Genomic DNA, 15,115 nt, shown 5'->3' with positions numbered 1-15,115 from the left:
TCAATCTGTCATGATTTACATCTCATCTTTTACATATCCAGCCAGATTGTAGGCATGATCGGATACACGTTCCAGATTGCTGATGATATCGAGGAAGACGACACCTGCCGATGCATTGCACTCGCCTGCTGACAAACGCTCGATGTGTTTTTCGCGGAGTTCTTCTTCCTGGCTGTCGACATCGTCCTCGTACTGGCTAACTTTTCGTACTGCCTCCATATTTCCATTCTGTCTCGCATCGATGGCATACTGGAACGATTTTAATACGCTGTCACTGATCGAACGCAAATCATCTGATCCGGTAGTGGAAAACTGAAGTCTGTGTTCCACCATATACTGAGCCTGCTCCGCCAGGTTTTCCGCATGGTCACCGATACGCTCGATATCGCTGACACTGTAGAATAAGTTGTTTACAACCTTCTTCTGTTTCTCGGTCAGGGAAAGATTGTCTACCTTGATCAGGTATTCTGTCAGCATCTTTTCCATGTTGTTGATGGTCTGCTCCACCTTAAATACGGTTTCCACCTCATCGGAGTTCACCGTCAGGACTGCATCAATGGCGCGTGTTACATTTTCATAGGTGATCTGGCCCATATGGACTACTTCAAGGGCAGCTGTCTCAACGGCAAAGGCCGGAGACTCAAAAATACGCTCATCCAGATGCTTGAGGGTTGCAGCTGTTTCTGCATCTTCCACAACCGGTTCTTTTTCTTCTTTCTCTTTCACAACGATACCGGAGATTTTTACCAGTACATCTGCAAATGGGAACAGCAGCGTTGTCATGGACAGGTTAAAGATCGTATGGAAGATAGAAATCTGTACCGCATTGATATTCGCCGCCGCGAAAGCCGGACGCAGACTGAAAAAGATAAAACCAATGGTTCCAAACACAATCGCACCGATCACGTTGAAAGTCAGATGCATAACCGCTGCACGCTTTGCGGTACGGGAACCTCCCATACTGGACAGCATTGCTGTTACACAGGAACCAATGTTCTGGCCAAGGGTAATATAGATTGCTGCATTGGTCGTTACGATCCCGTTCATGGCCAGAGTCTGCAAAATACCGACAGAAGCAGATGAACTCTGTAACAGTGCAGTAACCAGTGCACCGATCAGCATACCCAGAAGCGGGTTTCCGCCAAGAACCTCAAACGCTTTTGCAAAGATCGGGGCATCGGTATACGGACTTATGGAACCAGACATAAAATCCAGACCAATGAACAAAAGTCCAAGACCGATCATAATCTCGCCGACCATCTTTTTCTTCTGACTTTTCGCAAAAACCAGAAGCAAAGCTCCGATTCCAATGATCGCCGGTGCATAAAAACTCGGCTTCATAACTTCAAATGCATCTCCGAGCTGGCTCATGGATACGATCCATGCGGTGATGGTGGTACCGATATTAGCACCCATGATCACGCCGACCGCCTGGGACAGGTTTAAAACGCCTGCACTTACAAAACCGACTACCATAACCGTTGTAGCACCACTGGACTGGATGATCGCCGTGATTAACGCACCCAGAGCCACGGCCAGGAAGCGGTTATTTGTGAGCATTCCAAGGAAACTGCTCATTTTGCTTCCTGCTGTCTTCTGCATGCCGTCTGCCATGATATTCATGCCATAAAGGAACATGCCGAGACCTCCAAGGAAACTAAACCCGTTTGAAATGTCGCTGATTGACATACTCTCCTCCTCGTCTCGCGTACTTTTTCTCTTTATTCTCTTCAGTCCGCAAACAATTTAATCATACCATACTGCTACCTGCATTTCCAACCATTTTTAAAATTTAACTAAATTTTGGATAAATAGTATGTAAAAATGCCTGCCGCAGCATCTGCGACAGGCATTCTCAACGAAATATTGCAAAAGAATTGTGAAAACCTCAGCATTCCTGTTAATGTACCATCCGATCCGTTTTGATCAATGATCCACTGCATAGGCAGCTACAGCTGCCATTACAGCCTGGTTACTGTTCCAGACATTGCCAAACTCGCTGACCGGCATCGGGCAGGCAACACTTCCTACCTCAATCGTCAGACTTGGAATCGGATTGTCTTTGATCTGGACATAGTCCTTGAAACCACCCTTTCCGCTGCTTGCATTGATCTGATATCCGGAAAGTCCGGTTACCAGATCAGCGAGCGCCTTAGACCCGGCTGATACTTTGTTTCCCGCAAAATCCCAGTAAACTAGGTTTCCCATACTGTGATAACTGATAGTAAGTGCCCAGTTTCTGGAATTGGCAAGATTCGCAAGCGCCTGGCTCTCCGGCTCAGAAAGTGCACTGGTTCCTTTGTAGTTTGCGTAAGAAGCATGGGACGGACCGGTCGTGATACTTTCCCACAATGCCGGGAAATTCTGATTTAAGTCCACGCCACGCCCATTTGCTTTCCACAAATTCAAATAGCGGCCAAATTCCTGGCTGGTACGTCCGTCCGCCTTATCCTGCGCATAACACTGATTTACAATCTGACGCAGGTCAGAAGAACGGAGCGCTGACACGCCAAACTGGCTGATGGTGATTCCATCCGGATTCACCATCGGCACTATGTGGACTGCCACACCGTCCAGAATACCAGAAAGGCTCCGCCCCTGATAAGTTCCGCTGTCATAAAAAGCCAGCAGATGTTCCGCCTGTTTCATGACCAGAAGCGGCGTCATGTACTCCCGCGCATGAATTCCCGCATGGATCAGCACATGTTTCGACGCATTCGGATTCCCGATCACCATCTCATAAAGAGCCCGTCCATCCAGGCTCGTTCCTATGGTATTCACCTGCAGATGGTTTCCGTAGCGTTCTTTCAGCGTGTTGATGTCACGTCTCATCTGGTCATAACTGTATTTTTCGACAACTTTCACAACTGGGTTCTGAAGCTGTCCTGCAAAAGAAAGATTTCCATTTTCAACTGCCGATGGAATCATCACGCCGCCCGGACCTGCTGCAATGCCAACCGCCGCTCCGCTTCCCACCGTGATCACCCCGGAGGAAGGTCCTGTCTGCGTGCCGGCCGTGACCGTCTGGTTTACAGACGCACCTCCGCCTGCTATTACGGCAGTGCTGCCCGCTGTCTGGCTTCCAGCCGTCACAGTTGCGCTTCCTGCTGCCTGGTTTCCGGCTGTGACACTGCCACTGCCCGCTGTCGAATTCCCGGCTGTCTGGCTTCCTGCCGTCACAGTACTGCTTCCGCTTTGTGCTTCCGATGCAGCCGGTGCTTCCGTCACCGCAGACGCTGTATCCTGGTTTCCTGTCCCGGTCATCTCACCGGGCGCTGATGTAAGTCCTGCCGGATCGGTTCCCATGGATGCAGGACCGTCCGCGTAAGTCATAAAAGCACTACTGGCTACCATAAAGGCAGCCAGAGCACCTGTAAAATATCTTTTACAGTTCATAATTTAGTTTTCACTTTCCTTTTTTGCAAGGTCGCCCGGCTTCATGCTGAGGCTGATCTTGCCCATTTTGTCAACATCAAGAACCTTAACGGTTACCATATCGCCGATATTTACAACATCTTCCACTTTCTCTACGCGCTTGTCGGAAAGTCTGGAGATGTGAATCATACCATCTTTCTTCGGCTTCAGCTCGACGAAAGCACCAAACGGCATAATGCGGACAACCTTACCGGTAATAACCTGACCCGGCTCAATGTCGGTTACAATGCTCTTGATGATGCTCTTTGCTTTCTCGATCATCTCTTTGTCGGTACCGCAGATTGCTACGTTGCCTTCCTCAGAAATGTCGATCTTCACGCCGGTCTCCTCGATGATCTTGTTGATCACGCAGCCCTGCTTACCAACCACATCGCCGATCTTCTGCGGATCAATGCTGATCTGGTCGATCTTCGGAGCATATTTGCCAACTTCTTTTCTCGGCTCAGAGATTGCCGGCTTCATGCAGGTATCCATGATGAAGAGTCTTGCCTCGCGACATCTTGCGATCGCACCCTCTACGATCGGTCTGGTCAGACCATGGATCTTGATATCCATCTGGATTGCAGTGATACCGTCGGTGGTACCGGTTACCTTAAAGTCCATATCGCCGAAGAAATCCTCAAGGCCCTGGATATCAGTTAAGAGAACGAAATCATCGTCGGTCTCACCGGTAACAAGACCGCAGGAAATGCCTGCTACCATCTTCTTGATCGGCACGCCTGCTGCCATTAAGGACATGCAGGAAGCACAGGTGGATGCCATGGAGGTAGAACCGTTGGACTCGAAAGTCTCGGATACGGTACGGATTGCGTACGGGAACTCTTCCTCGGACGGCAGTACCGGAACCAGGGCACGCTCAGCCAGTGCGCCATGACCGATCTCACGGCGTCCCGGTCCTCTGGATGGCTTGGTCTCACCTACAGAGTAGGACGGGAAGTTATAATGATGCATGTAGCGCTTGGATACTTCGTTCTCATCCAGGCCATCTAACTTCTGCTGCTCAGACAGCGGAGCCAGGGTACATACGTTGCAGATCTGGGTCTGTCCACGGGTAAACATCGCGGAACCATGTACACGCGGGATCAGGTCAACCTCTGCTGCCAGCGGACGGATCTGGGTGATCTCACGGCCATCCGGTCTCTTGTGGTCTTTTAAGATCATCTTGCGGACGGTCTTCTTCTGGTACTGGTAAACAGCCTCGCCAAGCACTGCAAGCCACTCTTCGTTGTCTGCAAATGCCTCTTCGAGTTTCTCGGTGATCTGACGGATGTTCTCCTCACGGGTCTGCTTGTCATCGGTGAAGACAGCCTCTTCCATCTGCTCCGGAGTTACGATCTCCTTGATCGCTGCAAACAGCTCTTCCGGAATCGCACAGCTCTCGTAGCTGTGTTTTGCCTTGCCGCACTCTGCCACGATGGTGTCGATGAATTTAATGATCTCCTGATTGATCTCATGAGCCTTGTAAATAGCCTCGATCATCTTTGCTTCCGGGATCTCGTTTGCGCCAGCCTCGATCATGATGACCTTCTCACGGGTAGATGCTACGGTTAAGTTTAAATCGCCCTGTTTCCACTGAGCCTGGGTCGGGTTGATGATAAACTCGCCATCGATCATGCCAACCTGGGTCATGGCACACGGACCATCAAACGGGATGTCAGAAATGCAGGTTGCGATTGCAGCGCCTAACATTGCAACTAACTCCGGACGACACTCCGGATCTACGCTCATAACCATGTTGTTCAAGGTTACATCGTTGCGGTAATCCTTCGGGAACAGCGGTCTCATCGGACGGTCGATGACGCGGGAAGTCAGGATTGCATTCTCAGATGCCTTTCCCTCTCTCTTGTTGAAGCCTCCCGGGATCTTTCCTACAGAGTATAATTTTTCTTCATATTCTACGCTTAACGGGAAGAAATCAATGCCGTCTCTCGGTTTATCAGATGCCGTAGCGGTAGATAATACGGTGGTATCGCCATAATGCATAAATGCTGCGCCGTTTGCCTGCTTTGCAACTCTGTTTACATCCACAGTCAGGGTTCTTCCGGCAAGTTCCATACTAAAACTTTTGTACATGGGTTGTCTCCTTTTCTCTTTCATTCTATATATTCACAGAAGGCTCCGAAACTACTGCTCTGTACACAAAGGAAATGCATCGTTCTATCGGGCTGACATGCCTTGTGTATACAGCAGCGGCTTCGGGATATACCTTCCAGAAAATATCCAGGTAACTCAGAACGTTTTTCGCTCCATGCAGCCCGCCGAATCTGCCACTGGCAGTTTTCTTCCGGTGCATGGCAGTAAAAAACAAAAGGGTGGAGATGACCTCTCCACCCTAACGTCCTAATTACTTTCTGATGCCTAACTTTTCAATCAGTGCACGATAGCCTTCCAGGTCGGTTTTCTTTAAGTAGTCAAGAAGACCACGTCTCTGACCTACCATCTTTAACAGACCACGTCTGGAATGATGATCCTTCTGATTGCTCTTTAAATGCTCAGTCAGCTCTGCGATTCTTGCAGTCAGGATTGCGATCTGAACCTCTGGTGAACCGGTATCTCCTGCTTTTCTGCCGTACTCAGCGATGATTGCTGCTTTCTTTTCCTTTGAAATCATGTTGATTTCCTCCTTAAAAATAATATACTCACCGTAAACCAGGTCATTGGTTGGAGTTATCCAAACGACTGGGTCCCGGCGCTAACTCATACCGGACTATAATAGCATATCCGTTTTCCTGTGTCAACTCGTTTTTATAAATAGTTTCTGTGCCAGACCGCATGCGCAAACAGAACTATAAATAGTTCTGATGCACAACCAGAGCCAGCAAAATGCCAAGTGCTGCTCCCGCTGCTACCTGAAGCGGTGTATGTCCGACAAATTCCTTCAGCCGCTTCTGGATTTCCTGATTATTTAAGTTAAACCAGTCCTGCTCCATGATCAGGTTCAGCAATTTTGCCTGCTTTCCTGTCTCCTGACGGACCCCGATGGCATCGTACATGACAACCGCAGCCAGAATAAAACTGATGGCAAACTGGAACGAATCCACTCCATAGCAAAGTCCTGCCGCAGTCGTAAGCCCGCAGACCGTTGCAGAGTGCGAACTCGGCATGCCGCCGGATCCGACAAGGCGTTCCGGAGTAAAGCTTTTATTCAAGCCAAAATCGATAAGTGTTTTTAAAACCTGAGCAACCGTCCAGCCCACAATGGCGCTGATCAGTACTTCGTTACTCAGCAGTTTATCCCAAAATCCCATGTTGTAATCCTGCTTTCCTTTTTCGTTTTGTTGCTGTGCACGCAGACGTTTGCATTGGATCTTTCACAACCGCCTGTCGGGAACGTTCCTTTCCTGCGCAGGCAAACACTTGGGATCAATAGCCAATCAGCCAGTCATAAAGTTCCTGGTATTTGCATGCTGACTGCTGCCAGGAGAAATCTGCTGCCATGGCACGGTCAATGATCTTGTTCCATTCCCGCTTTTTACTGTAGTAGATATACTTTGCATAGCGAACGGTATCTAACATCTCGTGTGCATTATAATTTGAGAAAGAGAATCCGGTTCCGCGGCTCTCATACTCATTATAAGGCTCTACCGTATCCTTCAGGCCACCGGTCTCGCGCACGATCGGCACAGTGCCGTAGCGGAGTGCCATCAGCTGACTTAAGCCACACGGCTCAAACAAAGACGGCATAAGGAATGCGTCACAGCCTGCATAAATCTTATGGGACATCTCGTTGGAATAATAAATCTGCGCCGATACACGGTCATGATATTTCCAGTCATAATGACGGAACATGTTCTCGTATTTTTCGTCGCCGGTTCCCAGTACTACCAGCTGCATGTCATCGCTGCAGAGTTCATCCATCACACACTGAACCAGATCCAGACCTTTCTGGTCAGTCAGTCTGGAAACAATGCCGACCATGAATTTCTTTTCATCCACAGGAAGTCCCAGCTGTGCCTGGAGCTGCTTTTTGTTTTTCACTTTTTCCTTGCGGAAATTCTTTGCATTATATGGCTGTACGATCAGTTTATCGGTCGCCGGATTAAACTCTTCATAGTCGATTCCGTTTACGATACCGCGCAGATCGCCGGAACGGGCACGCATCAGACCATCCAGACCCTCGCCATAAAACGGCATCTTGATTTCCTCTGCATAGGTCTGGCTTACGGTGGTAACAGCATCTGCAAATACAATCCCGCCCTTTAGCATGTTTCCGTCTTTGTATGCTTCCAGCTTATCCGGTGTAAAGTAATAATCCGGCAGCATGGAAAATCGCTGGATGGTCTTAACATCCCAGACCCCCTGGAATTTTAAGTTGTGGATCGTCATAACGGATTTCATGTTTGCAAAAAACTCTCCGCCGCGGAAACGGTCCTTTAAGTAAACCGGGATCAGACCAGTCTGCCAGTCGTGACAATGGACTACATCCGGTTTAAAACCGATAACCGGGAGTGCGGATAATGCCGCGTTGCAGAAGAAAGAAAACTTCTCCAGATCATACAGCCAGTCACCATATGGCTTCGGACCGCCAAAGTAGGATTCATTGTCAATAAAATAAAAGGTAATGCCGTCATAGACATATTCCATGATTCCCACATAACGGCTCTGTCCCAGATAATCCATATAAAAATGGTCAATATAGGTCATTTCATTGCGCCATTTTTCCGGGATACACAAATATTTTGGTATCATAACCCTGACATCGAAGTACTCCTTGTCAAAGCATTTTGGCAAAGAACCAACCACATCAGCGAGTCCTCCTGTCTTGATAAATGGAACTGCTTCTGATGCGACAAATAATATGTTCTTCATACGAACCCCTCCTCTGCACCAGTCTGCCCCCAAGCGGACTGTCTTACTTATCAGTATACATGATTTATACCGTTTTAGGAAGTAAAATCTTTATGAAACTTTGATTTGATTTTTACTTATTTACAAATCTCCTTTTTTGTAAAATTTCAGGCGCAAGGCAGGTTTTCTCAAAAGATCACAGAGCCCGTTTATAATCCAGACGGATCTTATCTGTGATCAGTGCAATAAATTCTGAGTTCGTAGGTTTTCCTTTTCCGCTGTTTACCGTATAACCAAAAATCTCGTGGATCATCTCCAGCTGTCCGCGGCTCCACGCCACCTCAATGGCATGACGGATTGCCCGTTCCACACGGCTCGCCGTAGTTCCATGCTTCTTTGCGATCGTGGGATACAAAACCTTGGTCACGGAAACCAGCATATCCTGTTCTTCTACGGAAATCGTAATCGCATCCCGCAGATACTGATATCCTTTGATATGAGCTGGTATTCCAATCTCGTGAAGCAGCTGTGTGACATCATCTTCCAGGTTCTGACGCAGGTAATCTCCTTTATTGATATGATTCAGGTAAGCTTCTGCCGGTTTTTCCCGCACGGAAGATACCATTCTGGAACGGAAACGCTCCTCCGCAACCAGACGGATCTTGTCGAGAAGAACTTCCCGGTCAAACGGCTTTAAGATATAGTAACTGGCTCCATTCCGAAATGCTGCCGATGCCACAGTCTCATTTCCCGCAGCAGTTACCATAATGATGGAAGGCATATCTTTTCCGCCTTTTGCCGCACGAACCTTCTCCAGCACGGTAATCCCATCCAGCTTTGGCATAATCACATCCAGAAGAACAATATCCGGATTTTTCTCCATGATCATCTGATAGGCATCTTCTCCATTGTCTGCTTTCCCGACCACATGGAACCCTTCTTCTGCTTCCAGTATACTGCTCAGTAATTCCAACATTAACGGGTTATCTTCTGCAATCGCAATATTTAATTCTGCCATGATCCATTCCTCCTGTCCCCAAATCCGACATACCATCTATATGACGGATAGTTACACAATTTGTATTATACACGCCGTCTTTGCAAGGGAACAACCAGGTCCTGGCGCACCATTCGACGCTTCCCGCATAATTCGACAAACGCTCAGAATCATCTTATGCAGCGTTTTTGCAGTCGCTCCGCCGTTTGTTTTCCAGACATGTCTGCATTTCATCTCAGACAGACCGCCTTGCATGTTCGGCTTTCCTACTTTATGACGAATGAATCCTGTCAGATATAACGCTTTGTGGAGAATTTTTTTCATATTTTTACAACGTTTCCAAGTTAAACAAAAAAGCGCCGCATTGCTGCAGCGCTTTTTACCTGGAATTATTCTGTTATGTTGCGTCGTCTTCTACCGATGAACAGCCTGCCCCCCGCAGATTTGCCGCCTGCAGGATCTCCGCATTCAGGGCGTTATCCTCCGCGCAGAGGAAACGCATACCGTTTAGGATGGAAGCACGCTCCGGCGCATCCGCAGGCACTTCGCTATGTACCCGGTCGATCACAGTTGCAAGGTTAGACAGGAAGAAAGGACGAGTCAGCACACCGTCTACACCGCCGTTTTCCGCAATCCCGGAAAGATACTCCCGTTCTTCGTAATCGCATCAGTAAAGCAGCAGTGCGTTTCCTGTTTTGTTCCGCAGCCGGTGCAGATTTCCGGCAAGCGTATCGTCCTTGAGACAACTGCCCAATAAAGCAATGTCCACCGGATTCTTCCGCAGTAATTCGTTCGCCTCCGTTTCGGATTTTGCAAGCAGCAGGGTAATTTCTGTTTTTTTGAATGCTGCCTGTGCATTCTCAATGAAAGATTTCTCATCGGTAATCAGCAGCAGCAGCCTTGTTGTCGTGTTCACCAGCTGTACTGTATTCGTAGCGACATAAGCGGATGGCACAAGAAACAGCAGCGTCCATTCGAAATTTTCCATCTGGTACAGTACATAATAATATTCCTGTCCATTCAGAATGACATTGGAATAAGCCACTCCGGTTTCCCGCATCGTCTGCAAAGTGCTGTCAAACGATGCATCGTGCAAATACTGCATATCCCGAAGCACGGAAAAGACATGAAATCAAAATTGATTTCCGGATAGTACTTGTGCACGACCTCGATGAATGCGTTCACATCACGGAACGGACTGCATATGCTGAGCGGTTCATGGACGCCACTGTCAAAATCACCGGCAGCACCAGGACTGGCCTTGCCGCCGCGGCCAGACACCAAGGACAGCACACAGACAATCGCCAGCAATACACCCGGAATCTTCTTTTTCTTCATCGCTCTGGTCTCTTTCTATTATAAATCTTAAATAAGTTCATTATAGCGGGCAATTGCGTGATTTACAAGGAAATCTTTCCAATTTCCAGGACGATCCAAAGCTGTCATTCCTAATGAGCACACATATTTTCCATAAAAATTCCGTACCCTTTTGTCGGATCATTCACAAATACATGCGTCACTGCCCCGACCAGTTTCCCGTTCTGGAGGATCGGACTGCCGCTCATCCCCTGCACAATCCCACCCGTAAGGCGCAACAGCCGTTCATCGGTCACCTGAAATACCAGGCTCTTGTTTTCCCGCGCCGGACTGTAATCAACCCGCTGGATCTCTATCTCATAATCGCAGGCACTTCCCGAAACATAGCTGCGGATCCAGGCCTTGCCCTTTTTTACGTCCTGCCGGTGTCCCACCTCAACCGGCTGTTCCAATATCTTCTGACGAAATTTTTCATCCACTGTTCCGAATATCCCGCAATCGGTATTTTGATCCACACTTCCCAGCCTGGATCCGGGACCGTAGTAGATGACACCGGCCATCACCCCAGGATTTCCGGCACTTCCTTTCTCTATTCCCAGAATTTCGGTCTCGTACAGCACCCCGTTCTCAATCTCTACCACCCGCCCAGTATCACTGTCACTGATCCCGTGCCCCAGTGCACCAAAGCTTCCATCTTCCTCTAAGTACGTCATGGTGCCGATCCCCTGGGTATCATCCCGCACCCAGGCACCCAGTTTGCGGCTCCCGTCCTCTGTTTTTACCGTATCCACAGACAGCTCCAGTTCCTTTCCGGCCCGCCGTACCCGCAAAAGTGCCTCACTCTCGCCCATATGGTTTAAGTTTGTGACCAGAGCTTCTTTGTCCGAAAGCGGCTGCCCATTGATTGCCTCAATGTAATCACCGGACTGCAAAATTCCGTAAGCTGGTTCTGCCTCTTTCCCGTTTTCATCCGTCACTTTTCCGGTTCCAACCACCAGAATTCCGTTGGATTTCAAATAGATTCCCACTGGCATGCCACAGGGAACTGCATAGCAGGTATCCTCCACGTCCACACTGATCTGCTTAAAGGGAATTGCTCCAAACAGCTTCAGACCCAAACGGAACTGACCTTCTTTTTCCGCATAGAGAGAGAATTCCTGGTCCGGCCGGATCCGGATCTCGTCCTGTGGGATGCCGGAATCTCCCTTTAGTACGACCGCCTCGCTCTCACTCAGTATGGTAGTATAAAAAGGCAGATCTAGCACCATAGATTCTTCCTCTCCCTCTGCAATGCTGAAATGTTCCGGGATCTGGTGTTCGGTATAATACCAGCCATATCCCGCTGTAAAGACCAGACTGCTCCAGAATACTGCGTTAAGAATCCGGTAAAAGTAACTTCCTGCCCTGTGTGTTTTTCGCATTCCACATTCCTCCTGTCCGTTGTCTCACCTGCCGTCTGTTTCATTCCTGTATCATGGAACCTAATTACCGATTTTCTATGAAACAAAGAAAAAAGGAGCCTTTTGTAAGCTCCTTTCTAGTATGTGTGCCGAATAGAAAAATCACACTGTCAGTTTTTAGTTGCAAACATCTTACCTGTACTTCTTTGTCTGCTTAGCCAGTTTTTTCATCTCGCTGGCATTCTGAAGCACCGCATCCGTAATCTGGACGCCGCCGAGAAGTCTCGCCAGTTCCGTGACCGTCTCATCTTCTTTTAACCGGTTGATCCTGGTTTTTGTGCTTGCCCCGTCTGTTGATTTTTTAATTTCAAAATGACAGTCTGCCATTGCCGCGATCTGCGGAAGATGCGTGATACAGATCACCTGGTGGTTTCTGGAGATCACTGCCAGTTTTTCCGCAACTTTCTGTGCCGTGCGACCGCTGATTCCCGTGTCGATCTCATCGAAGATCAGGGTCGGAATATCATCGCTGTCTGCTAACACCGTCTTGATTGCCAGCATGATACGGGAAAGTTCACCGCCGGACGCCACCTGGGCGAGCGACCGCTCCGGTTCTCCGGGGTTTGTGGAAATGACAAATTCCGCCTCATCAAATCCATTCGCCGTATAGTGAGGCAGCCGCTTAAATTCCATCGAGAAACGCACATCCAGGAAGTTTAAGTCAATCAGTCCCTCGCGGATTTTTTCCGTCAGTTTTCTCGCTTCTTCCCTGCGGACTTTCGACAATTTTGCACTCACTGTCTCCAGTTTTTCTTCTGTCTTTTTGTATTCCTGTTCCATTCTGGCGCGGTACTCATCAAAATGCTCCAGCTGCTCCAGACGTTTTTTCTTTTCTTCCAGGGATTTCTGGATCTTTTCTATATTTTCTCCATATTTTGCCTGCAGCCCGCGGATCAGATCAAGACGCTCTTTCGTTTCCTGAAACGATGCTTCATCAAAATCAAGTTGTCCTAAGTATTCCCCGATTGCATGATGGGCATCCGCTAACACCGCCTCCGCATCGTAAAGCTGATCCTGGATTGCTTTTAATTCCGGGTCAAATTCTGCCACCTCGCTGACCTCATGCAGGGCATTTCCCACACTTTCCGAATCCACCGCGCGGTATGCAGCCGAAAGGTTTTCGATGATCCTCTTTGCATTTGCATATTTTTTATAATTTGCCGCAAGAAATTCCTCTTCCCCTTCTTTTAATCCGGCATTTTCAATCTCTTCGATCTCAAAGCGCAGAAAATCAGCCTCTCTTCTGCGGCTTTCACTGTCCGTAACAAGCTGATCCAATTCTTTCTTAAGGGAAGTATATTCTTTATAAAGAGACTCTGTCTGCAATTTCAGCTCAAGAACACGGGATTTTGCGTAGGTATCCAGAATTTCCAGATGTTTTGATGCGTGAAGCAAAGACTGATGCTCATGCTGTCCATGAATATCGATCAGAAGAGACGTGATCTGTTTTAACCTGGCCGCCGTAACCGTCTCATCGTTAATACGGCTCATACTGCGGGATGCCATGATCTTGCGGCTGATGATCAGGATGCCGTTTTCATCCGGTACGACATCCAGTGCCCGGAGCGCTTCTTTTTTTTGTGGATCCACCAAAAACACGAGTTCCACATACGCATATTCCGCGCCGTTTCGGATCATCTCCTTCGAAGCCTTCTGGCCAAGCGCCAGGTTGACTGACCCGATCATGATGGACTTTCCTGCACCGGTCTCACCGGTCAGGATATTTAAGCCATCTTCCAGTTCCACATCTGCCGCCTCGATCAGCGCCAGATTTTTTACATGCAGTTCCAAAAGCATTGCCGCCCCTCCTTTTGCCTATCGGGCCAAGATCAGTTTTTTCAGTTTATCCATTAAAAGGATCGTGTCGTCCACGCTGCGAACCGCACACATGATGGTGTCATCTCCAGCGATGCAGCCAACGATCTCATGAAAATGGATCTCATCCAGTGCTGCTGCCACTGCCATTGCCATGCCGGACACCGTTTTGATCACAAGGATATTCTGTGCCATATCCATAGAAACATATCCATCTTTTAAGATGCGGATATATTTGTCACTGAAAGCCGCCTGGTTCTGCATGACCATATAGCGCTGCCGTCCGTTTTCCGACTGGACTTTGGTTAGTTTCAGTTCCCGGATATCCCTGGAAACGGTAGCCTGGGTCACCTTATACCCTTCCTGATTCAGGCGCTCTGCCAGTTCTTCCTGGGTTTCAATCTCATATTTTCCGATCAGTTCCACAATTTTGCTGTGACGTTCCAGTTTCATCTGTTCCCTCCGTTAAATGCGGTCCATTTTCTGTCTGATATTTTCAAGGAATGATACATTTTTTAATTGAATCAGGGTAGTATATTTCGGTGCCCGGCTAATCTCCAGCCGTTCCCCATAATGGAGCGGAAATGCCTGGTCTCCGTCAAATACTGCCGAATACGATCTGCCGCCGCTCCATTTTACCAGTCGGATGCTGACGCGGTCCTCCGGAGAAAGCACAATGCTTCTCGCGTTCAGGGAATGGGAACAGATCGGAGTCAAAAGCATCAGCTGCGCCCCAGGCGCCACGATCGGTCCGCCTGCTGACAAATTATACGCAGTAGAACCTGTAGGGGTTGCCGCAATGATTCCGTCTGCCATATATTCGTTGAAAAATACTCCATTCACATAAACCTGGAAATGCAGTACCTGCAATACATCCTGTCTGGTCAGAACGATCTCATTTAAAGCAATGCCTTTGACTTCTTTTTCTGCCCCTACCACACTGCCTTCCAGCATCATGCGCTTTTCCAATGTAAAAGAATCGGTCAAAAGGGCATCCAGTACCGGGTCGAGGGCTTCCTCCCGCGACACCTGGGTCAGGTAGCCCAGATGCCCCATATTGATTCCCATCATGGGAAGATCGAGGCTGATCAGATCTCTGGATGCCTGGATCAGGGTACCATCTCCGCCAAGTGTGATCACACACTCCGTGTCAGACGGAACCTGATCCGCCCTTGTATACCCCCGGTTATGCGTGCAGTATGCGCCGCGGCGAATCAGTTCTTTTTCTATTTTTTCCGCTGTATCCAAAGCTCCTGGTTTCGACGGATTCGCGATCAGATAAAAATGTTTCATAAACTCTCCT

The 15,115-nt window shown here is 48.5% G+C and carries 14 protein-coding genes; all 14 read right to left on the bottom strand.

Annotation, left to right across the window (positions count from 1 at the left end):
- Window positions 1-15: 15 nt before the first annotated feature.
- Complete coding sequence (locus DXB18_RS00905) at window positions 16-1,689, bottom strand: Na/Pi cotransporter family protein (RefSeq protein WP_118543951.1); 1,674 nt, start codon at window positions 1,687-1,689, stop codon at window positions 16-18.
- Between the two features lie 237 nt (window positions 1,690-1,926).
- A complete protein-coding gene (locus DXB18_RS00900; protein ID WP_118705437.1) occupies window positions 1,927-3,396 on the bottom strand; it encodes a M14 family zinc carboxypeptidase in 1,470 nt (489 codons plus the stop codon).
- Between the two features lie 3 nt (window positions 3,397-3,399).
- Entirely contained in the window at window positions 3,400-5,508 is a 2,109-nt protein-coding gene (locus tag DXB18_RS00895; RefSeq protein WP_118705435.1) for a polyribonucleotide nucleotidyltransferase, read from the bottom strand.
- A gap of 271 nt (window positions 5,509-5,779) precedes the next feature.
- Window positions 5,780-6,046 carry a 30S ribosomal protein S15 gene (rpsO, locus tag DXB18_RS00890; RefSeq protein WP_118530908.1) on the bottom strand — a complete coding sequence of 89 codons (267 nt, stop codon included), beginning with the start codon at window positions 6,044-6,046 and terminating at the stop codon, window positions 5,780-5,782.
- Between the two features lie 175 nt (window positions 6,047-6,221).
- The gene (locus tag DXB18_RS00885) at window positions 6,222-6,683 is read right to left on the bottom strand and encodes a divergent PAP2 family protein (protein WP_118543948.1); all 462 of its coding nucleotides are present in this window, start codon (window positions 6,681-6,683) and stop codon (window positions 6,222-6,224) included.
- Between the two features lie 115 nt (window positions 6,684-6,798).
- A complete protein-coding gene (glgA, locus tag DXB18_RS00880) occupies window positions 6,799-8,244 on the bottom strand; it encodes a glycogen synthase GlgA (protein ID WP_118543947.1) in 1,446 nt (481 codons plus the stop codon).
- Window positions 8,245-8,419: 175 nt separating this feature from the next.
- Complete coding sequence (gene spo0A / locus DXB18_RS00875; RefSeq protein WP_118543946.1) at window positions 8,420-9,241, bottom strand: sporulation transcription factor Spo0A; 822 nt, start codon at window positions 9,239-9,241, stop codon at window positions 8,420-8,422.
- Between the two features lie 376 nt (window positions 9,242-9,617).
- Window positions 9,618-9,827: a hypothetical protein gene (locus DXB18_RS00865; RefSeq protein WP_118543944.1), complete on the bottom strand. Its 210-nt coding sequence runs from the start codon at window positions 9,825-9,827 to the stop codon at window positions 9,618-9,620.
- Between the two features lie 60 nt (window positions 9,828-9,887).
- Complete coding sequence (locus DXB18_RS00860) at window positions 9,888-10,325, bottom strand: hypothetical protein (RefSeq protein WP_207665747.1); 438 nt, start codon at window positions 10,323-10,325, stop codon at window positions 9,888-9,890.
- Window positions 10,241-10,558, bottom strand: coding sequence for a hypothetical protein (locus DXB18_RS00855; protein ID WP_118705433.1), 318 nt, complete (start codon window positions 10,556-10,558; stop codon window positions 10,241-10,243). Before DXB18_RS00855 ends, DXB18_RS00860 begins: the two co-directional genes overlap by 85 nt.
- Window positions 10,559-10,668: 110 nt before the next feature.
- Entirely contained in the window at window positions 10,669-11,958 is a 1,290-nt protein-coding gene (spoIVB, locus tag DXB18_RS00850) for a SpoIVB peptidase (protein ID WP_118543941.1), read from the bottom strand.
- Window positions 11,959-12,129: 171 nt separating this feature from the next.
- A complete protein-coding gene (recN, locus tag DXB18_RS00845; protein ID WP_118705431.1) occupies window positions 12,130-13,794 on the bottom strand; it encodes a DNA repair protein RecN in 1,665 nt (554 codons plus the stop codon).
- An 18-nt stretch (window positions 13,795-13,812) separates the two neighbouring features.
- Window positions 13,813-14,265 (bottom strand): arginine repressor, encoded by a 453-nt coding sequence (argR, locus tag DXB18_RS00840; RefSeq protein WP_118543939.1) that lies wholly within the window; start codon window positions 14,263-14,265, stop codon window positions 13,813-13,815.
- 12 nt (window positions 14,266-14,277) lie between these two features.
- Window positions 14,278-15,105 carry an NAD(+)/NADH kinase gene (locus DXB18_RS00835; RefSeq protein WP_118705429.1) on the bottom strand — a complete coding sequence of 276 codons (828 nt, stop codon included), beginning with the start codon at window positions 15,103-15,105 and terminating at the stop codon, window positions 14,278-14,280.
- Between the last annotated feature and the right edge of the window lie 10 nt (window positions 15,106-15,115).

The sequence above is a fragment of the Clostridium sp. OM02-18AC genome (genome assembly GCF_003481825.1).
Taxonomy (GTDB): domain Bacteria; phylum Bacillota; class Clostridia; order Lachnospirales; family Lachnospiraceae; genus Brotaphodocola.
This window is presented reverse-complemented; position numbering and strand designations above follow the sequence as displayed.

Coding starts and splice junctions, on each gene's coding strand:
- spo0A (WP_118543946.1), bottom strand. CDS start 9,241: ATGGCAGAATTAAATATTGCGATTGCAGAAGATAACCCGTTAATGTTG.
- DXB18_RS00860 (WP_207665747.1), bottom strand. CDS start 10,325: ATGCAGTATTTGCACGATGCATCGTTTGACAGCACTTTGCAGACGATG.
- rpsO (WP_118530908.1), bottom strand. CDS start 6,046: ATGATTTCAAAGGAAAAGAAAGCAGCAATCATCGCTGAGTACGGCAGA.
- DXB18_RS00900 (WP_118705437.1), bottom strand. CDS start 3,396: ATGAACTGTAAAAGATATTTTACAGGTGCTCTGGCTGCCTTTATGGTA.
- DXB18_RS00835 (WP_118705429.1), bottom strand. CDS start 15,105: ATGAAACATTTTTATCTGATCGCGAATCCGTCGAAACCAGGAGCTTTG.
- recN (WP_118705431.1), bottom strand. CDS start 13,794: ATGCTTTTGGAACTGCATGTAAAAAATCTGGCGCTGATCGAGGCGGCA.
- DXB18_RS00905 (WP_118543951.1), bottom strand. CDS start 1,689: ATGTCAATCAGCGACATTTCAAACGGGTTTAGTTTCCTTGGAGGTCTC.
- spoIVB (WP_118543941.1), bottom strand. CDS start 11,958: ATGCGAAAAACACACAGGGCAGGAAGTTACTTTTACCGGATTCTTAAC.
- glgA (WP_118543947.1), bottom strand. CDS start 8,244: ATGAAGAACATATTATTTGTCGCATCAGAAGCAGTTCCATTTATCAAG.
- argR (WP_118543939.1), bottom strand. CDS start 14,265: ATGAAACTGGAACGTCACAGCAAAATTGTGGAACTGATCGGAAAATAT.
- DXB18_RS00895 (WP_118705435.1), bottom strand. CDS start 5,508: ATGTACAAAAGTTTTAGTATGGAACTTGCCGGAAGAACCCTGACTGTG.
- DXB18_RS00855 (WP_118705433.1), bottom strand. CDS start 10,558: ATGAAGAAAAAGAAGATTCCGGGTGTATTGCTGGCGATTGTCTGTGTG.
- DXB18_RS00885 (WP_118543948.1), bottom strand. CDS start 6,683: ATGGGATTTTGGGATAAACTGCTGAGTAACGAAGTACTGATCAGCGCC.